The following is a 22,424-nucleotide window of genomic DNA, read 5'->3' on the forward strand; positions in this document are numbered from 1 at the left end:
GTCAGTGCAGGAATCCGCTCAGGTTGGTTTCGATGTTGCGCGGGTTCTCGCCGTGGGCGATCGAGATGATGCCTTCGATGGCCATCTCGCGATCGCGCGTGGTGTGGGCGATCACGCTCTTCAGCTTGGCGGACACCGGCAGGAACAGCAGGTTGGCCGAGGCGATGCCGTAGATGGTGGCGGTGAAGGCCGCCGCGATGCCGTGTCCCAGCTTGCTGGGGTCGGCAAGGTTCTTCATCACGGCGATCAAGCCCAGCACCGCGCCGATGATGCCCAGCGTCGGGGCATAGATGCCCATGGCTTCGAATACCTTCGACGCGGCCAGGTCTTTGTGTTCCTGGCTGCTCAGTTCGATCTCCAGCATGTGCCGGATGGTTTCCGGCTCCACGCCATCCACCAGCAACTGCAGCCCCTTGCGCAGGAACGGATCGCTCTGCGCGTCGACCTGCGCCTCCAGGCCCAGCAAGCCCTGGCGGCGCGCGATGTTGCTCCATTCCACGATCTGCGTGATCAGCTGGCGGCGGTCGCTCTGCGGCGGGCGGATGACCCAACGCACGATCTTGAAGGCGTGCTTGAACACTGCCGGCGCGGTATGCAGCAGGATCGAGGCAAGGGTGCCGACGATGACGATGACGAACGCGGCAGGCGACCACAACGACGCCAGGCCGGCGCCCTTGAGGATGCTGCCCCCCACCAGAGATGCCAAGGCGAGGAAGAGTCCGATGAGGCTGAGTCTGTCCATGGATCGGTTATCGGCCTGTAGCGGGGTGACTTGAGGTGGTGGCCAGGCAGTGGCCGACCGGCGTCACAGTTTTCATCCGTCGTGCGGGCTGCGAAGGCCGTCCACATCCAGGATCAGGGCCATGCGTCCGTCGCCGATCAGGGTCGCGCCGGCATAACCACGCAGCCCACGCAGGGCCTTGGGCAGCGGTTTGATGACGACCTCTTCGCGGCCCCGCACCTGGTCCACGACCAGGCCGAAGCGGGTCTCGCCCGCCTGCAGCACGACGATGGTCAGCAGGTGCGACGGTGCCGGTTCCACGTCCAGCCAGTGGCGCAGGTCCACCAGGGCCAGGGTGTGCGACAGGCGATCAAGCACGGCGCGTCCATCGAACCAGCCGAGGGACGTGGCCGGTGCATGCAGCACCTCCAGCACGCGTGCCAGCGGCAGGGCGTACACATCCTCGCCGGCCTGCACCAGCAGGGTCGGCAGAATGGCCAGGGTAAGCGGCACGCGGATCATGAAGCGGCTGCCGCGGCCCAGTTCGGACTGGATCTGGATCTGTCCGCTGAGTTCGCGGATGCGCGACTGCACCACGTCCATGCCCACGCCGCGGCCGGAGATGTCGGTGACCTCGGCCTTGGTCGAGAAGCCCGGCAGGAACACCAGGTGCAGGCACTCTTCGCTGCTCAGGCGGGCAGCGGCCTCCGGATCGATCAGGCCCTTCTCGCGCGCCTTGGCACGCAGTTTCTCCGGGTCGATGCCGGCGCCGTCGTCCTGCACTTCGATGCTGACGTAGTCGCCTTCCTGCTGCGCGGACAAGCGCACGTGGCCGCTGCGGGGCTTGCCCTGCGCTTCACGCAGGTCGGGCATCTCCACGCCGTGGTCGATGGCATTGCGCACCAGATGCACGAGCGGATCGGCCAGTGCCTCGACCAGGTTGCGGTCCAGTTCGGTTTCGGCGCCGAACAGTTCCAGTTCAACTTCCTTGTTCAGCGAGCGCGCGACATCGCGCGCCACTTTCGGGAAACGCGAGAAGACCTTGCCCACCGGCTGCATGCGGGTGCGCATGACCGCCGACTGCAGACGCGCGGTCGCGATGTCCAGCGTGGACACGGCGCGATCAAGCTCTTCGTCGCGCAAACGCACGCGCAGGGTCTTCAGGCGGTTGCGCGACAGCACCAGTTCGCCGATCAGGTTGACGATGGCATCCAGGCGCTTGGTGTCCACGCGCACGGTGTGTTCGGCCTCGGCCAGCGGCTTGGCGGGCTTGGGCGCGGGCGTGGGCGCGGCGGCAGGGCGCTTCGGCGGCGGGGCCGCCTGTGCAACGGGCGCCTGCTGCGCGAGTGTACTGCCCGGCACAGCGCCGCCATGCAGCTGATCCAGCAAGGCCTCGAACTCGTCCTCGCTGATCATGCCATCGTCGGCCTTGGGTGCGACCGCCGTGGGCGCGGCGCCGCCATGCAACTGGTCGAGCAGGGCCTCGAACTCATCGTCGCTGATCATTTCCGAACCGGCGTCGTTGCCGGCCAGCGCGGCCGACGCGGCAGGCGAGGGGGCCACGCCGACATCGAACTGGGCGATCAGGTCCGGCGGGGCATGGCCCGGTTCTTCGCCGGCCGACACCGCATCCAGCATCGCCTGCAGATAGTCCAGCGATTGTTGGCCGGCATCGAAGTGATGCGGCTGCAGCGTGGCCTGTCCGGAGCGCGCCAGGCCGAGGGTTTCCTCGGCGGCGTGGCACAGCTCCACCATGGCGTGGATGCCGAGGAAGCCGGCACCGCCTTTCAGCGTGTGGTATCCCCGGAACACCGCATTGAGCTGGGGGCTGTCCTGCGGGTCCTGCTCCAGGGTGACCAGCTGCTCGCCGAGACGATCCAGGATTTCCTGCGCCTCGATGATGAAGTCCGCAGCGATGTCGTCGGCGATTCCACTCATGCTCAGAGCCCCAGGTCGGACAGCAGGTCGTCGGCGTCCAGCTGGGACACCGCATGGCGATCCACACCGGCCACGGCCGGTCCGGCCAGCGCCGGCTCAGTGCGGCCCTGCTGGCGCGATGCCTGCAGTTCCGGCGGCAGGCCCAAGGCACCGAAGCCTTCATGTACGCGGCGCACGATGCCCACCACACGGCGGATGATCTGGCCGGTCAGGTCCTGGTAACTCTGGGTCAGCGCGATCTCGGTCAGGTTGTGGCGGATACGCTCGAGTGCCTGCTGCTGCTCCAGTGCGGGCAGCGCCTCCTCGCCCAGGCGGGCGGTCAGGGCACGGCATTCCTCGGTCAGGTCCAAGGTGCGGTGGGTGGCTTGTTCGGTCATCGTGACCACGTGGTCCAGCCGCGCGCACGCATCGTCGAGCTCTTCAGCATCGGCGTCATGACCGACGGTGGGCAGTTCTCCCAGCGCCTGGCCCAGCTCGCGGGCCAATCGTGACAGGCCGGCCATCATCGGCTGGGTGCGTGCCGCCGCCAGCGCGTCGATCTGCACACGCCAGCCGGCTTCATCTCCGGCTTCCAGTGCGGCCAATGCTTCCTGCAGGCGTTGGACCAGCCACGCCTTGTCCATGGCGACGTCCATCAAGCGCTCGCCGCCAGGCGTTCGAAGATCTTGCCCAGTTTTTCCTGCAGCGTCTGTGCGGTGAAGGGCTTGATGATGTAGCCGTTCACGCCGGCCTGTGCCGCTTCGATGATCTGCTCGCGCTTGGCTTCGGCGGTCACCATCAGTACCGGCAGGGTCTTCAGCTTGGCGTCGGCACGGATGGCCTTCAGCAGCTCGATACCGGTCATGACCGGCATGTTCCAGTCGGTCACCACGAAGTCGAAGGACTGGCTCTGCAGCAACGCCAGCGCGGCATGCCCATCCTCGGCCTCGGCGGTGTTGCTGAAGCCCAGGTCGCCCAGCAGGTTCTTGACGATGCGACGCATGGTCGAGAAATCGTCGACGATCAGGATGCGCATGTTCTTGTTCAAAGCTTCATTCCTCTTGGGTACTTATGCTTCCAGGCCCGCGTCAACGGCCTCGAAGGCTTTCAGTCGGCCACGCAGGCGCAATACCGCCTGGCCATGGATCTGGCAGACCCGCGACTCGCTCACACCGAGCACTGCGCCGATCTCTTTAAGGTTCAATTCCTGTTCGTAGTACAGCGACAGCACCAGCTGTTCGCGCTCGGGCAGGTGGCCGATGGCCTTGCCCAGCTCGCTGCCGAACTGGCTGCGCTCCAGCACCTGCTGCGGGGTGGGTCCGCCTTGGGCGACGGTATCCAGCTCGCCCTGGTCTTCGATGCGCGATTCCAGGCTCAGCACCTGGCCACGCGAGGCATCTTCCATCAGCCGTAGGTATTCCGGCAGCGGGATGTCCATCGCCGCGGCCACTTCGGTGGCCGATGCGGCGCGACCCGTGGTCTGCTCCAGGCGACGGATGGTCGAGGCGGCATCGCGGGCGCGGCGGTGCACCGAGCGCGGCACCCAGTCGCCGCGCCGGATCTCATCGATCATCGAACCGCGGATGCGGATCGAGGCATAGGTTTCAAACGAGGCCCCCTGGTCGGCGTCGTAGCTGCGCGACGCTTCCATCAGGCCCATCATGCCGGCCTGGATCAGGTCATCGATCTCGACGCTGGCGGGCAGTCGCGCGGCCAGGTGGTGGGCGATGCGCCGCACCAGGTCCGAATGCTGCGCGATGCACTCGGTGGCGGCGGTGCGCTGCACCTCGCGGTATTGAGCGGCGCCTTTCATGCCACCACCCCCCGCTGCTTGAGGATGCGTTCGAGGAAGAACTCCACGCCACCGCGCGGCTCGGTCGGTGCCTGCCAGCGGGCGGTGCGGCGGGCGATTTCGTTGATCGCCAGCGCCGACGGGCTGGACGGGTAGGCTTTCACCACCGGCTGCTGGCGCTGCACGGACATGCGCAGCCAGTCATCCTGCGGCACGCAGCCGAGGTAGTTCAGCGAGACATCGGCGAGGAATTTCTCGCAGACCCGGCTGAGCTTTTCATACAGCACGCGCCCTTCGTTGGGGTCGCGCACCATGTTGGCCACCACCTGGATGCGATCCACGCCGCGTTCGCGCGACAACACCTTGATCAGCGCGTAGGCATCGGTGATCGAGGCCGGCTCATCGCAGACCACCACCACGGTGTCCTGCGCGGCCTGGCAGAAGGTCAGCACGCCGTCGGTGATGCCGGCGGCCGTGTCGACCACCATCACGTCCAGATCGCGCTCCAGCTCGGAGAACACGTTGACCAGGCCGATGTGCTCGGCCGGTGCCAGCTCGGCCATGTGTCGCCGACCGGATGCAGCCGGAACCACCAGCACGCCGTTGGGTCCCTCGATGATCACTTCTTCCAGCGTGCAGCGCCCGGCGATCAGGTCGGCCAGGGTGAACTCCGGCTTCAGGCCGAGGATCACGTCGATGTTGGCCAGGCCGAGGTCGGCATCCAGCAGCAGCGTGCGTTTGCCCATGCCAGCGAGCGCCACGGCCATGTTGGCCGAAACGTTCGTCTTGCCCACGCCGCCCTTGCCGCCGGTGACGGCGATGGTGCGGACCGGGCCCAGCGGCTGGCTGCGGGTGGCCGACAACGGGAAGGTCGTGGTCAGCTTGGCGTATTCACGCGACGGCATGGTTCAACTCCGGGTTGCAGGGCATATCGGCCGCGCGGCGCAAATCTTCAAGGCGAAGTACAAGATTGGCCGCACTGGCCCGGTGCAGGTCTTCAGGAACGTCCTGGCCATCGGTCACCCAGGTGATCGGCAGGCGGTGGTCGACGGCGACCGACAGGGCCGTACCGAAGCGACCGGTCTCGTCCAGCTTGCTCAGCACGACGCCCTGCAGGTTGGCGGCGCTGAAGCGGCGCACCACTTCGTCCATGTCGCCGAAGCTGGTGTTGGCCGGCAGCACCAGCAGGGTGCTGACCTTCGGCGCGGCGCGCAGCCACTGCAGCTGCGAGGCCAGGGTGCGGTCGCGCGGGCCGACGCCTGCGGTGTCGATCAGCACCAGCTTGTAGTCCTTCAGGCGTTCCAGCAACTGATCCAGGTCGGTGCCGCTGCTGGCCTCGTGCACGGCGATGCCGAGCTGGCGGCCGAAGCCGTACAGCTGCTCGCGGGCGCCGATGCGGGTGGTATCAGTGGTGACCAGGGCGACATCGCGCGGGGCGTGGCTTTCGGCAAAGCGCGAGGCAAGCTTGGCGATGGTGGTGGTCTTGCCGGCACCGGTGGGGCCGACCAGCGCGATCACACCGCCTGCCTCCAGCGGGTCGACCGGCGAGATCGGCAGCTTGCGCGAGAGCAGGCCCAGCATCAGGCCGCGACCGCGGTGGGCCTCGGTCTCCAGCGGGATCTGCAGCACCACGTCGCGGGCGATACCGGCATCGAAGCCATATTCGTCCATCAGGTCCAGCGCGGCGGCGCGCACTGGATTGCCGCGCAGGCGCTCATCGGTGAAGCGGTGCATTTCGCGCTCGATCACCTGGCGCATGCCGGCCACTTCGTTGCGCAGGTGGCGCATCTCTTCGTCGTCGCGGGCGATGACGGTGAGGGTCGGCGGGGCGACGATCGGGCGCGCCGGTTGTACGGCCTCGGCGACCTGCAGGGCCGGCAAGGTTTCCGCCGAGCGTGGCTCGGCGCTACCGGAGGTCGGCGCCGGGAAGGTGTCCAGGGCGGCAGGCGGCTGCGGGGCCGCGGAGATGTCCGGGGCGGCCGGGGGCTGCGGCGTCGAGAGGGTGTCCGGGGCGGCGTGGGTCTGCGGCACCGGGAGGGTGTCCGCAGAGCGTGGCTCGGCGCTACCGATCATCGGCATCTGCGCAGCGAAGGCCATCGGCAGCGGCGGCGGCAGCACGGTCGGGGGGCGGATGACCGGCGCGGTAACGACCGGCGGCTCGATGGCGAAGGCTTCATCTTCCACCCACGCGCGCGGCAGCGGCGGCAGTGGGCGCGGTGCGCTGGCCTGCTGGCGCGGTTCGGGCTGTGCGTGTTCGAACGGGGCAAAGATCTGCTCCGGCAGCGCCGGTTCGTTGACACGCTGCGGCGCTTCGCGATGCAGTGCACCGCCGGCGGCACGGGCCAGGGTCGCCGCGAATCCTTCGCTGCCGCGCTGCATGACGATTTCATCGCTGCTGTTCAACGTGCGACCCGTCGCGCCCACCGCTGCGCGTGCCAGGGCCGCAACGGCCGACGTGGTCGCCGCCACCGGTTCGATCTCGGCGACCGGCTCGCGGCGACGGGTCATCGCGGCGATCATCGCGTCGGCGGCGGTGCGCGGACGCGGCGCCGGTGCGGCTGCCTGCACGGGCGCACTGTCCTTGCGGGCGGTTTCCAGTGCACGCTGCACCACGCTCTCGTCGTAATGTGCGGCCGCCACGATTTCGACGCCTTCCTCGATCCGCCGGTTGGACAGGATGACCGCATCCGGTCCATGTTCCTTGCGGACCAGGTTCATGGCCGATCGCATGTCGGCGGCGACGAAGCGTTTGATTTTCATGCTGGGGTACCGGGACGGAGTCGGTTCGGTGGCAGGGGATCGCGATTGTTCGGTGGTCTGCACGGTGCGGGGTCCCCTTGGAAAATGGTTGGATCACTACGGTGGCGGCGGCGCTGCTGCCGGTTTCCCGGCGCCGGTGGAGGCCTGCGGTCAGCTGATCGTGCCGACCAGCTTCAGCCGCTTGTCTTCCGGCACCTCGCTGTACGCCAGCACCGACAGCGATGGAACGCTGTGACGGACCAGGCGTGCCAGCGCGGCACGGACCGGGCCCGGTACCAGCACCACGGCGGGCTCGTTGCGGGCTTCCTGCTTGCTGACACAGTCGGCAAGACTCTGGTGCAGCCGTTCGGCGAGTCCGGGTTCCAGCGCAGCGCCGTTACCCTGCGTGGACTCCTGCAAGACGCGTTCCAATTGCGGGTTGAGGGTGAACACCGGCAGCTCGGCGGACATGCCGGCGATCTCCTGCACGATGAAACGGCCCAGCGTGTTGCGCACTGCCGCGGTGAGCACGGTCGGGTCCTGGCTGGACGGGGCGGTTTCCACCAGCGACTCGGCAATCTTGCGCAGCTGCCGTACCGGGATGCGCTCGATCAACAGGTTCTGCAGCACGCGTACCACCACCGACAGCGGCACGGCCTTCGGGGTCAGGTCTTCGACCAGCTTCGGGGCGCTCTTGGCCAGGTTGGCCAGCAGCTGTTGCACTTCCTCATGACCCAGCAGCTCCGGCGCATGCTCGCGGATCAGGTGGGACAGGTGGGTGGCGACCACGGTGGCCGGGTCCACCACGGTGTAGCCCATCGATTCCGCATGGGCGCGCTGATGCGGCTGGATCCACGTGGCATCCAGGCCGAAGGCCGGGTCCTTGCCGGCGATGCCGTCCAGCTGGCCCAAGGCACTGCCCGGGTCCAGCGCCAGTTCGCGGTCAGGATGGATTTCCGCCGTGGCGACCGGCACGCCGTGGATCAGCAGGCGGTAGGCGGTGGCGGGCAGTTCCAGGTTGTCGCGGATATGCACCGAGGGAATCAGGAAGCCGATGTCCTGCGTCAGCTTGCGACGCACGCCCTTGATGCGGGCCATCAGTTCGCCGCCCTGTGCGGCATCGACCAGCGGGATCAGCCGGTAGCCCACTTCCAGGCCCAGCGGGTCGACCGGACGCAGTTCGTCCCAGGTCAGTTCGGCGCTGGGTGCGGGCGCGGCGGGGCGACCCAGCGCGTCCATCGGCTGGGCAGTCGGCGCGGCGTTGGCCTGCGTCTCGGCCAGTTGGCTCTTTTTCCATATCTTCCAGGCCATGAAGCCCAGGATCGCCGCCAGCGTCAGGAAGGCGACGTTCGGCATGCCCGGGACCAGGCCGACCACGCCGATGATGCCGGCGGTGATGGCCAGCGCACGGTACTGGCCGAACACCTGGCCCATCATGGCCTGGCTCATGTCCTGCGAGCGCGAGGCGCGGGTGACCAGCATCGCCACCGCACTGGACACCAGCAGCGCCGGCAGCTGCGCCACCAGGCCGTCACCGATGGACAGCAGGGTGTAGGTGGCCGCTGCGTCGCCGAAGGCCATGTTGTGCTGGAGCATGCCGACGGCCAGGCCGCCGATCATGTTGATGAAGAGGATCAGGATGCCGGCGATGGCGTCGCCGCGGATGAACTTGCTGGCACCGTCCATCGCACCGTAGAAGTCTGCTTCCTCGCGGACCTCCTCGCGCCGGGCCTTGGCCTCTTCACGCGTCAACAATCCGGCATTGAGGTCGGCATCGATGGCCATCTGCTTGCCGGGCATCGAGTCGAGGATGAAGCGCGCGGTCACTTCGGAAACGCGGCCTGCACCTTTGGTGATCACCACGAAATTGATGATGGTCAGGATCGCGAAGACCACGATGCCGACGGCGTAGTTGCCGCCGATGACGAACTCGCCGAAGGCGGCGATCACCTTGCCGGCGGCCTCGTGGCCGTTCTGGCCGTTGAGCAGGATCACGCGGGTGGAGGCGACGTTCAGTGCCAGCCGCAGCATCGTGGTGACCAGCAGCACGATCGGGAAGATGGTGAAGTCCAGCGGACGCTTCACATACACCACCGCCAGCAGCACCATCATCGAGATGGCGATGTTGAAGGTGAACAGCGCATCCAGCACGGGGGCGGCCAGCGGTACGACCACCATGGCCAGCAGGGCCATGACGATCAGCGGCGCGCCGAGCCCCTGGCGGATCATGGCCAGGATGCTGCGGGTATTGAAGGTGCCGGGCTGGGCGCTCATCGCGGCGCCCCGTCAGGCGCGGTGCCCGGCGCGTATTCGGCCACGTCCACGTACGGCTGGCTGGGCATGGGGCCGGTGCGCCAGCTGCGCAGCTGGTAGACGTAGGAGAGCACCTGGGCAACGGCCGAATACAGTCTCACGGGGATTTCCTTTCCGAGTTCCCCTTCCCGATACAAGGCCCGTGCCAAAGGCGGCGCCGAGACGATGGCCACCTTGTTGCCCTCGGCGATCTTGCGGATGTGCTGGGCGGTTTCATCCACCCCCAGCGCGACCACCTTGGGCGCGCCCATCTTGCCGCCTTCGTACTTCAGCGCTACGGCGTAATGGGTCGGATTGACCAGCACCACGTCGGCGGTGGGTACCGCTTCCATCATCCGGCGGTTGGACATTTCGTGCTGCAGCTGGCGGATGCGCCCCTTCACTTCCGGGCTGCCTTCGCTTTCCTTCATCTCGCGGCGCAGTTCTTCACGGGTCATCTTCAGCTTGCGCAGCCAGTTCCAGCGCTGATATGGCGCATCGATGAAAGCCAGCAGCAGCATCGCCACCGCCGTGGCCAGCAGCAGCTTCAGGGTGAAGCCGAGGCCGCGCACGATGGCGGTCTCCAACGGCTGGTGCAGCAGGCCACGCAGCAGGTCCATGCCCCCCATCATCACGATGGTGGCGGCGGTGCCGACGAACAGCACGCGCAGCAGGGATTTGACGAACTCGGCGACCGCTTCGGGGCCATACAGGCGTTTGAGGCCGGAGGCGGGATTCATGCGGGTGAAGTCGGGCATCATCGCCTTGCCGGACCAGCGCAGGCCACCCATCACCACCGGGGCCAGGAAGCTGGCCAGCAGGCAGACGATCAACAGCGGTGCGGTGACCAGCAGCAGGCGCAGGAACAGATCGCCGACATGCCCGAACAGCTCCATCGGGTGCTGGCGCAGCGAGAGGTCGGGGGTCAGCGCCTGTTTCATCCAGTCGATGCCGCCGCTGGCCAGCTGCCCGCCGGTGGCCATCACCGCCAGCACGCCCCCGCCGAATACCGCAGCGGTGGCCAACTCGCGCGAGCGCGGCGTATTGCCCTGTTCGCGGGCCTCGCGCAGTCGTTTTTCAGTTGGCTGTTCGGTTTTTTCGCCGCCGTCTTCGTTCTCGGACATCGCGCGCAGATCCAGGGGGGTGCCCGGCAGGCTGCAAGATCCGTGCCGTTGCCGATCACCGGTAGCGCCGACCCGGGGTCGGCGAGCGCAGCGGGCCCGGACGATGCGGGTATCCGCCGAGCGTGGCTCGGCGCTACGGGGTCGGATCGACCTGCGGCCTTCGCTCACCGTGCAACTGCAGGAAACGTGCGGCCTCGACCGGACGCCCCAGCAGATAGCCCTGCAGGGAGGTGCATCCCAGCTGCTCCAGGCAGCGCCGCTGGGCGATGGTTTCCACGCCTTCGGCCACCACGTCCATGTGCAGGGCGCGGCCCAGCGCGATGATGGACGACACGATGACCACGTCCTCGCGGCTGTTGGCCAGGTCGCGCACGAAGGCGTGGTCGATCTTCAGTTCCGTGGCGGGCAAGCGCTTGAGGTAGAACAGGCTGGAATAGCCGGTGCCGAAGTCGTCGATGGAGATGCCCACTCCCAGCGCCGACAGCCCCTGCAACAGGTCGGTGCTGGTCGTCGTATCGCGCATCACCGTGCTCTCGGTGATTTCAAGGATGAGCTGGCGCGCGGGCAGCTGATGACGTGCCAACGCACTGGCCACATCCTGCAGCAGGCCGGGCGCGGTGAACTGCAGCGGCGACAGGTTCACTGATATCGTCCAGTCGTCCTGGCCAAGGCAATGCCACTGGCGCAGCTGCCTGCACGCTTCATCCAGCGCCCAGCGCCCCAGCGCGCCGATCAGGCCGCTGCGTTCGGCCAGGCCGATGAACTGGTCGGGGGCGATCAGGCCGCGCTGCGGATGCTGCCAGCGGACCAGGGCTTCGGCACCGCAGACGTCCCCGTCTTCTACCCGCAGCTTCGGTTGGTAATGCAGCAGCAGCTGGTGGCCGTCGATGGCGGCGCGAAGCTCGGCCTGCAGCGCCGCTTGCGCAGCGGCACCGGAATCCATCCCCTCGATGTAGACCACATAGCGGTTGCGACCCCGCTGCTTGGCCTGGTACATCGCAGCGTCGGCGCAGGCCATCAGCTGTCGCTCGGACATCGCGTGGTCGGGGCACAGGGCGATGCCGATGCTCGCGCTAACCCGCAACTCGTGGCCGGCGACCAGATCGTGGACGTTCAGCGCCTGCAGCATGTGCTGCGCAAGCAGGGTCATGTCCTGCCCTGCGTCCAGGTCGGCCACCAGCACGAACTCATCCCCGCCCAGGCGTGCAAGCAGGTCGCGCGGACGCAGCAGGCGGCCAAGCCGCTCGCTGACTGCAATCAGCAGCGCATCGCCGGTCTGGTGCCCGTAGACGTCGTTGACGTGCTTGAACCCGTCCAGATCGATGAACACCACAGCGAAGCGCTTGCCCGATGTGGCCACCTCGCTGAGCGATTGCTCGATGTGCTGCTGCAACAGCCTGCGATTGGGCAGGCGGGTGAGGGGGTCGTGCAACGCAGCCCGTGTCAGTTCGGCGTGTGCATCATCCAGGCTGTGGCTGAGTGAAGCGTTGCGTACGCGCAGCAGGTGGGTCTGCAGGCGTTGCTCCATCCAGGCCAACAACAACGCCCCTCCCAGTATCAGCCCGGTAACCAGCACGACCAGCAGCGCCAGGATGTCGCTGGGCAGGCTGCCGCCAGCCAGTGCGCCGCAGACGCTGTCCTGCGGAAACCGCGCTGCGGCCATGCCGGTGTAGTGCATGCCGCCAATGCCGGCGCCGAGCATGACCGATGCGGCCAGGCGTGCCGACAGGCGCGCTTGTGAGCGGTGCAGACGGAACACGATGAACAGGGCGCTCCAGCTTGCCGCGACAGCCACCAGCAGCGAGGCGACGACCCAGCCGAAGTGCCACTGGATGGGCGGCTGCATCCGCATGGCCAGCATGCCGACGTAGTGCATGCTGGCAATGCCGGTGCCCATCAGCACTGCGCCACCGGCCAGCCGTCCGTGCGGCAGGGTGGGCCGGGTGACCAGCCAGAGGGCGAACACGGATGATCCGATGGCGATCGCCAGCGACGCGGAGGTCAGGGTGCGGTCATAGGCCACCGCAATGGGCAGCGCGAAGGCCAGCATGCCGATGAAGTGCATCGACCAGATGCCAAGGCCCATGGCGCAGCCGCCGCCGAGCCGCCAGGCCCACATCGCCGACGCGCCGTCGCTGCGCGCAGCGCGTGATGCCATGGCCAGTGCGGTAAACGATGCCAGCGCAGCGACCAGCAGGGACAACATGACCAACGAAATCTCGTAGCGGCCCTGCAGCATCGTCGATCTCCTGTTCGACTTGCGCTGGCTCGTGCAGGTCAGCGCATCTTCCCGATGAATCTACCGCTAAATGGCGTGGATACATACGCGGTGGTATCCCTGCCTGCTGTCAGTGAGCTGCCTTGCATGCTGCGATCAGCGGACCACGGCACCGGCCGCATCAAAGGCGGCATCGAACAGGCGCTGCACGGGTGGGCCCATCTCGCCCGCCAGCACGGCCAGCAGGGCCAGCCCCAACAGCAGCGATACCGGCAGGCCGAGCTGGATCGGATTGAGCGCCGGGGCTGCACGGGCGAGTGCGCCGAAGGCCAGGTTGACCGCCAGCATCGCCACGATCAGCGGCAACGCCAGGCCGACGCCGCCACGCAGCACGGTCAGCAGGAAGGTAGGGGCCAAGGTGGTCAGTGCCTGCGGATCGGGCAGGGTGGTGCCGATCGGCAATGCGCGATAGCTGTCCACCAGCAGCGAGATCAACGCCAGATGGCCGTTGGCGGTGAAGAACAGCAGGCCGAACATCAGGTAGAACCATTGCCCGATGACGCCCGAGCTGCCCCCGCGCATCGGGTCGGCCATCTGCGCGAAGGACAGGCCGGTGCCTTGGGCGATCAGCTCGCCAGCCAACGCGCCGGCCTCGAATACCAGCCGCAGCATGAAGCCGATCGTTATCCCGATCACCAGTTCGCGGAAGATGGTCAGTACGGTAGCCGCATCGAATCCCACCCAGCTGGGGACGGGCGGAAGGATCGGCGCCAGTGCAATCGACAGCGTCGCCGACAGCAGCAGTTTGATGCGGGACGGCACCGCGCGGGTACCGATCAGCGGCATTGCCATGATCATGGCGCCCAGCCGCAGCAGGGTCCACAGCGTATCGCCGATCATGCCGAAGGCCTGCAGGCCGTCGGTCGCCATCTGGGTCGCAGGATCCATCAGCCGCCCTCCAGCGGGATCCGGCCCCTGTTGCAGCCGTCCAGGCGGACGACGAAGGGTGCGTGCGCCCATCGGGTACCGATGCAGGGTGGGACGAAGCGCACGACCTAGCCGATCAGATGGGGAATGCGCTGGAACAGCAGGATGGTGAACTCCACCATATGTCCCAGCAGCAGGCTGCCCAGCGCGAACAGGACGGCCGTCAGCGCCGCCGCCTTGGCGACGAACGCGATGGTCGGCTCGTTGAGCTGGGTGGCGGCCTGCACGATGCCCACCACCACGCCCACCACCAGCACGGTAAGCAACAGGGGGCCGGCCACCCATAGGGTAGCGATCAGGCCGCCGCGCAGTTCGGTCAGGGCAAGTTCGGGAGACATCGGAATTCCAGTGGAAGAGGGGCCGGGCGACTCAGGAAGGATTGAAGCTGGCGGCCAGTGTGCCGACGGTCAGCACCCAGCCATCGACCAGCACGAACAACAGGATCTTGAAAGGCGCCGACACCAGCATGGGCGACAGCATCATCATGCCCATCGACATCAGTACGCTGGCCACGACCAGATCGATGATCACGAAGGGGATGAAGATCAGGAAGCCGATTTCGAAGGCGGTCTTCAGCTCGCTGGTGACGAAGGACGCCACCAGCACCGGGAAGGGCACCGCGTCTGGACTGGCATAGGTGCCATGGCCGGCGATGCCGGCAAAGGTCATCAGGTCGGTTTCGCGGATCTGCGCCAGCATGAAGGCGCGCAGTGGCTGCGTGGTCAGCGTCCAGGCGGACTGGAAATCAATCTGCCCGTCCAGGTAAGGGGCCATGCCGGTACTCCAGGCCTTGTCCCAGGTCGGCAACATGATCATCGCGGTCAGGAACAGGGCAAGGCCGAGCATGACCTGGTTGGACGGCGTCTGGCCGGTGCCCAGCGCCTGCCGCAGGAGGGCCAGCACGACGATGATGCGGGTGAACGCGGTGAGCACCAGCAGCATCGACGGGATCAGGGTGATCGCGGTCATCAGCAGCAGGGTCTGCAGCGGCAGGCTGACCGGTTGCCCACCGATGCGGCCGACATTCACGTCGGGCAGCGGCGTGGCCGGCGCACCCGGCACGGCGAAGGCCAGCGCGGGCAGCAGCAACATCACCAGCAACGCCAGCCAAGGGAGCCAGCGGGTGGCTGCGGGCCGATGGCCTGCGCGCGGCAGAGAGATCGAACGCATTTCAGGAGTCCTTGCGCAGCCGCTGCTGCAGCAACTGGGCGAAATTGGGGAGGTTCTTCAAGTCCGGCACGCGCATCGGCGTCGGCGGCGGGAGCGGTTCGCTCAGCGTGTGCAGCTTGCTGATGCCGCCAGCGGTCACGCCCAGCAGCATCTGCTCACCGTTGATCTCCAGCACCACCACGCGCTCCTTGGCGCCCACGGCGATGCTGGCCACCATCTTCAGGCCCTCGGCCTGGCGGAAGCTGCTGCCCGGCATGCGCTTGAGCAGCCAGCCCAGGCCGACCACCAGCGCCAGCACCAGCAGCAGCGCCAGCACGGCACCGAACAGACCGGGCGTGGAGGGCGCATGCTGGCCTACCGCGGGCGCGGCGACCTTTGCTGCCGCCTGACCGGTGGCGATGAGCAGGTGCAGGCTCAACGCAGTCTCCGGATCCGTTCGCTGGGGCTGACCACATCGGTCAGGCGCACGCCGAAGCGGTCATTGATGACGACCACTTCGCCATGTGCGATCAGCGTGCCGTTGACCAGTACGTCCAGTGACTCGCCGGCACCGCGTTCCAGTTCCACCACCGAGCCCTGGTTGAGCTGCAGCAGGTTGCGGATCGGCAGGCGCGCACGCCCGACTTCCAGTGACAGCGTCACCGGCACGTCCAGGATCACGTCCAGGTTGAGATCGGCACCGCCGGTGTCCTCGGCCTGCAGGGCCTCGAACTGGGCAGCGATGGCTTCTTGGCGCTCGGTTTCGTTCATTGCGGGTCTTCCTGGGTAGCTGGCGCACGCTGGCGGGTGCCCGGCGGATGGGTTGCGGTGATCTTTACAGCGTTCATGCCATTGGCCACGCCGAACTGGCCGGTGAACACCGGGATGCCTTCCACGCAGACCGGCACCTCGTTGGGCAGGTCGATCGGCAGGATGTCGCCGACCTTCAAGCGGGTCAGCTCGCGCAGGCTCATGCGCTTGGTCGCGAGCACGCTGGACAGGTTGACCTCGGCCACGTTGAGCTGCTCGCGCAGGGTCTTGCCCCAGCTCTCGTCGCGGTCGTTGCGGTCGCTCTGGATACCGGCATCGAGCAGTTCGCGGATGGGTTCCAGCATCGAGTAGGGCAGGGTGACGTGGATGTCGCCGCCGCCTCCGTCGAGTTCGACATGCAGGCGGCACACCACGACGTATTCGCGCGGGGTGACGATGTTGGCGAAGTGCGGGTTGATCTCGGAATTGAGGTACTCGAACTCCACGTCCATCACCGGCGCCCACGCCTCGCGCAGATCGGCGAAGGTCTGCTTCAGCAGCAGGTGGATGACCCGCATTTCCGTGGCGGTGAACTCGCGGCCCTCGATGCGGGTGGGGTAGCGCCCATCCCCGCCGAAGAAATTGTCGACGATGGCGAACACCAGGGTCGGCTCGAACACGATCAGGCCGGTGCCGCGCAGCGGCTTGAAGCGGATCAGGTTGAGGTTGGTGGGCACGTATAGCGAATGCATGTAGTCGTTGAACTTGATCAGCTCGATGCCGCGCACCGACAGCTCGGCCGAACGGCGGATCAGGTTGAACAGGCCGATGCGCCACAGGCGGGCGAAGCGCTCATGGACCATCTCCAGCGTGGGCATGCGACCGCGGATGATGCGGTCCTGGCTGGCGAAATCGTACGAGCGCGCTTCGCCGGGCACGGAGGCATCGACATCGGTTTCCACCGCGCCGCTGTCGACGCCATGCAGCAGGGCATCGATCTCGTCCTGGGACAGCAGGTCATTCATGGCCGGCCCTTACTGGGTGACGAAACTGGTGAACAGCAGGTCATCGGCGCACTTCTTGCCGGTTTCCGCCATCAGCACTTTCTGCACCTCAGCCAACGAGTCGGCCTGCAGCTTCTCTTTGCCGGCCCGATCGGCGATCTGGTCCGGGGTGACCTGCGAGAACAGCATCAGCAGGCGGGCGCGGAGCGCCGGGGAATGGGTGCGGATGGCGTCCAGCGAGGTGGCGTCGCGGGTCATCAGCTGTACTTCCACCTGCAGGTAGCGGGGGCCATCGACCGGGCCGTTGAGGTTGACCACGAAGGGCGGCTCAAGGCCGAAGTACTGGGCGGGTGCGGGCGGCGCCTTGGGCTTGGCCTTGGCTGCCGGTGCACCGGCATCGCCGTGCGCGGACTGGGTGAAATACCACACGCCACCGCCCGCGGCCGCGGCGGCAACGACGGCGATCAGGGCGATGACCAGCATGGGACGACGCGACGGGGCGGCCTTGTCCTTGTCGGCGGATTTCTTGGTTTTGTCTGCAGCTGCGGCCACGTGTGAAGCTCCTGGAGGTTGCCTGCGGTGACATGCAAGGCCTGTGCCGGGAGGTGGTTGGTAGCGAGCGGCTGGGGGTCTCGTGGTGGGTCGCTGGAAGCGGTGTCCTGGGAGGGGGCCGGGCGGGAGGGGTTGGTGGGGGACGGCAAAAACTGCATCCATGCGGGCCTCGTTTCGCGCCATCCTTGGCGCTCAACGCCCCCACCAATCCCTCCCGCCCGGCCCTGACAGTCCGCGCGCGCGTCCCGCCACGTAAAAGAGAAAATGAAGAGCGGTAGCGCCGACCCATGGTCGGCGAGCGCAGCGGGCCGTTGGCGGGAACATTCCGCCGAGCACGGCTCGGCGCTACCGCAGGCCTCGTTGACCCATCGGGTGGAGGGAGCCCCTGAGTCAGGGGCGGCCGCGACAGCGGCGGGGTGTGGGTGCTGGTGAAGGGGGCCCATGGTTTGCGCAGCAAATCGTGGGAGCGGCAGCGCGAATGCGATGACGTGTACCCGTCCCCCACCAACCCCTCCCGCCCGGCCCAACGGAGAGAGCTCTACCCGACCCACCACGAGGGGCTCAGCCGTTCGCCGTTCGCCGCGACGGATTACTGGCGGCGGTAATCCGTCACGCGTGGACGTCGAGCAGGCCCCGCTGGCGGATCAACTGGGCGCTGGAAAGCGTGACCTCTGCGGCGCCGCGCTCGGCATCGCGTCCTTCGCCGGTGAAGCTGCTCCGCTGATCACCCTGGCCCGGCTCACCCTGCGGCTGATGACCGACATCGGCGTGGGCCAGCTGGAAACCCTGCTCACCCAGCAGTTCGCGCAGCCGCGGCAGGCTGCTTTCGAGCGCGTGGCGGACTTCTACATGCGGACTGCTGAAACTGGCGTGGACCTTGTCGCCGTCCATCTGCAGGCGCACGTCGATCGCCCCCATGTCATCGGGACTGATACGGATATGGGCGTGGCCGATCTTCTGTTCGGCCAGCCAACCCACCTTGGCACTGACGGCGTCGTCGAAGCCGTCCTGGCCCAGCACCGGCGTCGGGTTCGGATCGCTCATGCGCGCCACGGCGGGTTCGCTGCCGGTGCGCATCGCCTGCAGTGAGGACAGGCCGAACAGCAGGCCGGGTGCGGTAGCGGTGTCGTCGCTGGACGCGGCCTCGTCCGTGCCGCCCGCGGCCATCAGGGCATCCATCAGGTCGGCAGGCAGTTCGGTATCGCCAGCTTCCGCGTCCACGGCGACGGCAAATCCTGCGGAGGGGGCTGCGGCGGCCAGCGGCAGTGCCGGCGCTGCCATGGCCGGGGATGTCAGCGCGGCAGTGGAGGTCGACGGGCTGGTGAGTGCGGCGGACGCATCCGTGGCGGGCGGCGGCATCGACAGCAGCAGGCCGGCCAGGCCGGCAGGTGGCCACTCAGGCACGTCATCACGGTGCTCGACACCGTCAGGTTGGGCCGCCGGGCTGACGGCGGCTTCGGTGTCTGCCACCTCATCCGGGCTGGGCTCACGGGTGCCGCCGTCCTGTGCTGCGGAGGGGCGGTCCTTGCGGGTCGCGGTGGTGTCGGACGGCGTGTCGGCGTTCGCGTTCTGCCGGGAACGTGGTGGACGCGAAGGGCTGTCCGCCTGCTGCAGCATGCGGTCGAAACCGTCGGCGCCATCCTTGCCGCGGGGCGCATTGCCGCGCGCCGACGTGCCGGCAGCGGCCACTGCGGTTCCAGCGGTGCTGCCCCCCAACGTTGACGCCATCACGACTGCACCCCGGAATCGGGGTCTGCGACCTGCTGCAGGCGGGACCGCCGGGCGCCGAGATCGTCCATCTCGCGCTGGGTGCGCTTTTCGGCGACCTGCTGTTCCTGCGCGCGGTAACTGGCCGCCAGCTGCTCGAGCACCTTCTTGTCACGGCTGGCAAGCAGCAGGCGCGCGCGTTCGGCTTCCACCTTCTCGCGGTTGCTGTCCACGTTCTGGGTCTGCTGGGTGACCGCACTGTCCAGCCGGTCCAGGAAGGCGCGACGATTCAACAGTTGTGCCGGGCTGGTCGCGGCCATCTGCGCATTGGCGTACTCATCGGCATAGCGCCGCAGTTCGTCCAGTCGCGAAAGATGCGTGTCCAGGGTGCGCTGGCGGTCTGCCAGCTCGCGCGCCACGGTGTCTTCTTTTTCCTGCGCGCGCTTGAGCAGCGGATCGATACGCTTTGATTGCATCATGCCGCGTGCTCCGGTTCCACCAGGCGCTTGAGGGCGGCCTGGCTGTGGGGAAGGTCGGCCGCCTTGGCGACGTCCTGGCCGAGGAACTCGACGATCTCGGGCCAGCGCTCCAGCGCTTCGTCCGTCGCCGCATCGTTGCCGCGCTGGTAGGCGCCGATCGCGATCAGGTCGCGATTGGACGAATACGCCGAGACCAGCCGCTTCAACTTGCGGATGCGCAGGCGCCAGGCTTCATCGGCGATTTCCGTGACCACGCGGCTGACCGATGATTCCACGTCGATTGCCGGGTACAGGCCGCTGTCGGCCACCCGCCGCGAGAGCAGGATATGACCGTCGAGGATGGCGCGTGCGGCATCAGCGATCGGATCCTGCGGATCATCGCCTTCGGTCAGCACGGTGTAGAACGCGGTGATGGAGCCGCGGCCCTTGGCCCCGTTGCCGGCCCGTTCCACCAGTGCCGGCAGCTTGGCGAATACCGAGGGCGGATAGCCGCGGGTGGTCGGCGGTTCGCCAACGGACAGGCCGATCTCACGCTGGGCCTGGGCGAAGCGGGTCAGGGAATCCATCAGCAGCAAGACGTTCAGGCCCTGGTCGCGGTACCACTCGGCGATGGCCGTAGCACGGTAGGCGCCATGCAGGCGTGCCAGCGGCGGACGGTCGGCGGGTGCAGCCACGACCACCGCGCGGCGCAGGCCCTCTTCGCCCAGGGTGGATTCGACGAAATCACGGACTTCGCGGCCACGTTCACCGATCAGGCCGACCACGATCACGTCCGCCGAGGTGAAGCGGGTCATCATGCCCAGCAGCGTTGATTTACCCACGCCGGAGCCGGCGAACAGGCCCACGCGCTGGCCGCGGCCGATCGGCAGCAATGCGTTGATCGCGCGCACGCCGACATCCAGCGGCTGGGTGATCGGTTCACGGGCGAGTGGGTTCATCGACACGCCGGCCATGCCCACCGAGCCCTCCGCGCGGATGGGGCCCTTTCCGTCCAGCGGCACGCCATCACTGTCGATGACACGCCCCAGCAGGCCTTCGCCCACGTCCACGCCGCCGCCACGGCGCAGCGAAGGCACCACCCGCGCGTTGGGCAGCAGGCCGTGCAGTTCGGCGCTGGGCATCAGGTAGGTGCGGTCGCCGGCGAACCCGACCACTTCCGAGTCCACCCAGCCGCCGTCCACTTCCACCTTGCAGCTGGCGCCCAGCGGCGCTTCGCAGCCGACCGCTTCCAGGGTCAGGCCCACGGCGCGACGCAGTACGCCCTCGCGGATGAGTCCGCGCCCGTGCAGCGTGTCGAATTTCAACGCGTCCAAGCGGGAACCGAGGCGCAGGTTGCGTGCACCGGTCCATTCCGGCGGCAGCGGCAGATCGATCGTGCTCATGCGCCGGCTCCTACTTGTCGCATCACTTTGTCCAGCGCACCGCGCAGGCGCGCCTCCAGCGTGCCGTCGATGCGCACGCTCTCCGCGTGGACGCGCAGGTCGCCACGGCCCAGCGCGGGGTCGGGCACCAGACGCTGCTGCGGTGACAGGGTGAGCAGGGGGGCGAGGGCGGCGATGTCATCCGGATGCAGGCGCACTTCCACCTCGCGGCTGCTGCCACCGACGGCGTCAACGCCTTCTGCGACCAGTTGCGCCAGCAGCTCCGGATCCACTTCGTACGCGCGTCCGACCAGGCTGCCGGCAATGCGCACGGCCAGCTCGCCGAGCGCGGCGACGGCTTCGTTTTCCAAGCGCACCAAGGGGCGGCTGAAGTTGTCCAGGATGCCCTCCATCTGTGCGACGACGCGGCGCACCTCGGCCTGGCCTTGGGCAAAGCCTTCGGCATGTCCATGGCTGAAACCTTCTTTCTCGGCGCTGTCCTGGATGGCCTGGATTTCTTCCAGGGTAGGGGGCTGCAGCAGCGGCTCCGGTTCGTGCTCCGGCTCGCCCTGCAGCAGGTGCTCGTCGAGCAGCGGCTGCGCATCGGCCAGCAGGTCCGGTGCATTCCAGCGGATGGCCGTGTTCACAGCATGGCCTCCGCGCTGCCACCGAGGGCGACCGTGCCTTCATCGGCCATGCGCTTGACGATGGCAAGGATCTCGCGCTGCGCCCCTTCCACGTCGGACAGGCGTACCGGACCGCGCGCTTCCATGTCTTCCAGCAGGATCTCCGCCGCGCGCTGGGACATGTTGCGGGTGATCTTGTCGCGCACCTTGATGTCCGCACCGCGCAGGGCCAGGCCCAGCCGTTCGCCACTCACTTCGCGCAGCACCAGCTGCATCTCGCGATCATCCAGGTCGACCAGATCGTCGAAGACGAACATCATTTCCTGGATGCGCCCGCTGAGCGAGGCATCCACGCGTGCGATCTCGCCCAGGATCACCTGGTCCTGTCCGCTGTCCATGAAGTTCAGGATGTTGGCCGCCACCTGCACGCCGCCGATGTTCGACGACTTCAGGTTCTGGTTGCCGGAGAACTGGCGTTCCATGATTTCGTTGAGCTCGTTGAGCGCGTTGGGCGGGATACCGTCCAGCGTGGCGATGCGCAGCAGTACGTCCACGCGGGTGCGCTCCGGCAGCAGCTTCAGCGCATCGGCGGCCTGGTCGGTTTCCAGGTGGGCCATGACGATGGCGATGATCTGCGGGTGTTCGTTGCGCACCAGGTCGGCGACCGCGCGCGGATCCATCCACTTCAGCGCATCCAGGCCCGTCGTGTTGCGTCCGAGCAGGATGCGGTCGATCAGGCTGCTTGCTTTCTCGCTGCCCAGTGCCTGCACCAGCATGTTGCGGATGTAGTCGTCCGAGCCGACACCGAGGGAGGTCTTGGAGGTCAGCTCGTTGTTGAAGCTGTCCATCACGCCTTCTACCTGCTCGCGGGTGACATTGCTCATGGTTGCCATGGCGATGCCGATCTTCTGCACCTCCTTGGGCTCCATGTGGCGCAGCACGTCGGCGGCTTCCTGCTCACCCAGGGAAAGCAGCAGGATGGCCGCGCGCTGTACGCCGCTGATCG

The 22,424-nt window shown here is 67.4% G+C and carries 22 protein-coding genes; all 22 read right to left on the reverse strand.

Going from position 1 to position 22,424, the window contains the following annotated elements; genetic code table 11:
• Window position 1: 1 nt before the first annotated feature.
• The 22 genes from IFT65_RS00555 to fliG all read right to left on the reverse strand — a co-directional run bounded on the left by IFT65_RS00555 (window position 2) and on the right by fliG (window position 22,422).
• Complete coding sequence (locus IFT65_RS00555; protein ID WP_188324129.1) at window positions 2-742, reverse strand: flagellar motor protein; 741 nt, start codon at window positions 740-742, stop codon at window positions 2-4.
• 72 nt (window positions 743-814) lie between these two features.
• Window positions 815-2,659: a chemotaxis protein CheA gene (locus IFT65_RS00560; RefSeq protein ID WP_192079313.1), complete on the reverse strand. Its 1,845-nt coding sequence runs from the start codon at window positions 2,657-2,659 to the stop codon at window positions 815-817.
• Between the two features lie 2 nt (window positions 2,660-2,661).
• Window positions 2,662-3,294 (reverse strand): protein phosphatase CheZ, encoded by a 633-nt coding sequence (locus IFT65_RS00565; protein ID WP_192079315.1) that lies wholly within the window; start codon window positions 3,292-3,294, stop codon window positions 2,662-2,664.
• Entirely contained in the window at window positions 3,294-3,686 is a 393-nt protein-coding gene (gene cheY / locus IFT65_RS00570) for a chemotaxis response regulator CheY (RefSeq protein WP_188324126.1), read from the reverse strand. Before cheY ends, IFT65_RS00565 begins: the two co-directional genes overlap by 1 nt.
• Window positions 3,687-3,707: 21 nt before the next feature.
• Window positions 3,708-4,451: an RNA polymerase sigma factor FliA gene (locus tag IFT65_RS00575; RefSeq protein ID WP_188324125.1), complete on the reverse strand. Its 744-nt coding sequence runs from the start codon at window positions 4,449-4,451 to the stop codon at window positions 3,708-3,710.
• Window positions 4,448-5,335 (reverse strand): MinD/ParA family protein, encoded by an 888-nt coding sequence (locus tag IFT65_RS00580; protein WP_192079317.1) that lies wholly within the window; start codon window positions 5,333-5,335, stop codon window positions 4,448-4,450. Before IFT65_RS00580 ends, IFT65_RS00575 begins: the two co-directional genes overlap by 4 nt.
• Window positions 5,322-7,190: a flagellar biosynthesis protein FlhF gene (gene flhF, locus IFT65_RS00585; protein WP_192079319.1), complete on the reverse strand. Its 1,869-nt coding sequence runs from the start codon at window positions 7,188-7,190 to the stop codon at window positions 5,322-5,324. Before flhF ends, IFT65_RS00580 begins: the two co-directional genes overlap by 14 nt.
• Before the next feature lie 150 nt (window positions 7,191-7,340).
• A complete protein-coding gene (flhA, locus tag IFT65_RS00590; protein WP_192079320.1) occupies window positions 7,341-9,443 on the reverse strand; it encodes a flagellar biosynthesis protein FlhA in 2,103 nt (700 codons plus the stop codon).
• Complete coding sequence (flhB, locus tag IFT65_RS00595; RefSeq protein ID WP_188324122.1) at window positions 9,440-10,585, reverse strand: flagellar biosynthesis protein FlhB; 1,146 nt, start codon at window positions 10,583-10,585, stop codon at window positions 9,440-9,442. The genes flhA and flhB overlap by 4 nt, the downstream gene beginning before the upstream one ends.
• 133 nt (window positions 10,586-10,718) lie before the next feature.
• On the reverse strand, window positions 10,719-12,824 hold the full coding sequence (locus tag IFT65_RS00600; RefSeq protein WP_192079323.1) for an EAL domain-containing protein: 2,106 nt from the start codon (window positions 12,822-12,824) through the stop codon (window positions 10,719-10,721).
• A gap of 135 nt (window positions 12,825-12,959) precedes the next feature.
• A complete protein-coding gene (gene fliR / locus IFT65_RS00605) occupies window positions 12,960-13,751 on the reverse strand; it encodes a flagellar biosynthetic protein FliR (RefSeq protein WP_188324120.1) in 792 nt (263 codons plus the stop codon).
• Between the two features lie 107 nt (window positions 13,752-13,858).
• The gene (locus IFT65_RS00610; RefSeq protein ID WP_188324119.1) at window positions 13,859-14,128 is read right to left on the reverse strand and encodes a flagellar biosynthetic protein FliQ; all 270 of its coding nucleotides are present in this window, start codon (window positions 14,126-14,128) and stop codon (window positions 13,859-13,861) included.
• Window positions 14,129-14,159: 31 nt separating this feature from the next.
• Complete coding sequence (fliP, locus tag IFT65_RS00615) at window positions 14,160-14,882, reverse strand: flagellar type III secretion system pore protein FliP (RefSeq protein WP_188327286.1); 723 nt, start codon at window positions 14,880-14,882, stop codon at window positions 14,160-14,162.
• 79 nt (window positions 14,883-14,961) lie between these two features.
• The gene (gene fliO, locus IFT65_RS00620) at window positions 14,962-15,372 is read right to left on the reverse strand and encodes a flagellar biosynthetic protein FliO (RefSeq protein ID WP_192080064.1); all 411 of its coding nucleotides are present in this window, start codon (window positions 15,370-15,372) and stop codon (window positions 14,962-14,964) included.
• A gap of 2 nt (window positions 15,373-15,374) precedes the next feature.
• A complete protein-coding gene (gene fliN / locus IFT65_RS00625) occupies window positions 15,375-15,710 on the reverse strand; it encodes a flagellar motor switch protein FliN (protein WP_188324118.1) in 336 nt (111 codons plus the stop codon).
• Window positions 15,707-16,714: a flagellar motor switch protein FliM gene (gene fliM, locus IFT65_RS00630; protein ID WP_188324117.1), complete on the reverse strand. Its 1,008-nt coding sequence runs from the start codon at window positions 16,712-16,714 to the stop codon at window positions 15,707-15,709. The genes fliN and fliM overlap by 4 nt, the downstream gene beginning before the upstream one ends.
• Window positions 16,715-16,723: 9 nt before the next feature.
• Window positions 16,724-17,245: a flagellar basal body-associated FliL family protein gene (locus IFT65_RS00635; RefSeq protein ID WP_223202847.1), complete on the reverse strand. Its 522-nt coding sequence runs from the start codon at window positions 17,243-17,245 to the stop codon at window positions 16,724-16,726.
• Window positions 17,246-17,854: 609 nt separating this feature from the next.
• Complete coding sequence (locus tag IFT65_RS00640) at window positions 17,855-18,973, reverse strand: flagellar hook-length control protein FliK (RefSeq protein WP_192079327.1); 1,119 nt, start codon at window positions 18,971-18,973, stop codon at window positions 17,855-17,857.
• A complete protein-coding gene (gene fliJ, locus IFT65_RS00645) occupies window positions 18,973-19,431 on the reverse strand; it encodes a flagellar export protein FliJ (protein WP_188324115.1) in 459 nt (152 codons plus the stop codon). Before fliJ ends, IFT65_RS00640 begins: the two co-directional genes overlap by 1 nt.
• Window positions 19,428-20,813: a FliI/YscN family ATPase gene (locus tag IFT65_RS00650; RefSeq protein ID WP_192079329.1), complete on the reverse strand. Its 1,386-nt coding sequence runs from the start codon at window positions 20,811-20,813 to the stop codon at window positions 19,428-19,430. Before IFT65_RS00650 ends, fliJ begins: the two co-directional genes overlap by 4 nt.
• Window positions 20,810-21,439 (reverse strand): FliH/SctL family protein, encoded by a 630-nt coding sequence (locus IFT65_RS00655; protein WP_192079331.1) that lies wholly within the window; start codon window positions 21,437-21,439, stop codon window positions 20,810-20,812. Before IFT65_RS00655 ends, IFT65_RS00650 begins: the two co-directional genes overlap by 4 nt.
• Complete coding sequence (gene fliG, locus IFT65_RS00660) at window positions 21,436-22,422, reverse strand: flagellar motor switch protein FliG (protein ID WP_188327283.1); 987 nt, start codon at window positions 22,420-22,422, stop codon at window positions 21,436-21,438. The genes IFT65_RS00655 and fliG overlap by 4 nt, the downstream gene beginning before the upstream one ends.
• Between the last annotated feature and the right edge of the window lie 2 nt (window positions 22,423-22,424).

Source organism: Stenotrophomonas sp. CFBP 13725 (genome assembly GCF_014841935.1).
In the GTDB taxonomy this organism is placed as follows: domain Bacteria; phylum Pseudomonadota; class Gammaproteobacteria; order Xanthomonadales; family Xanthomonadaceae; genus Stenotrophomonas.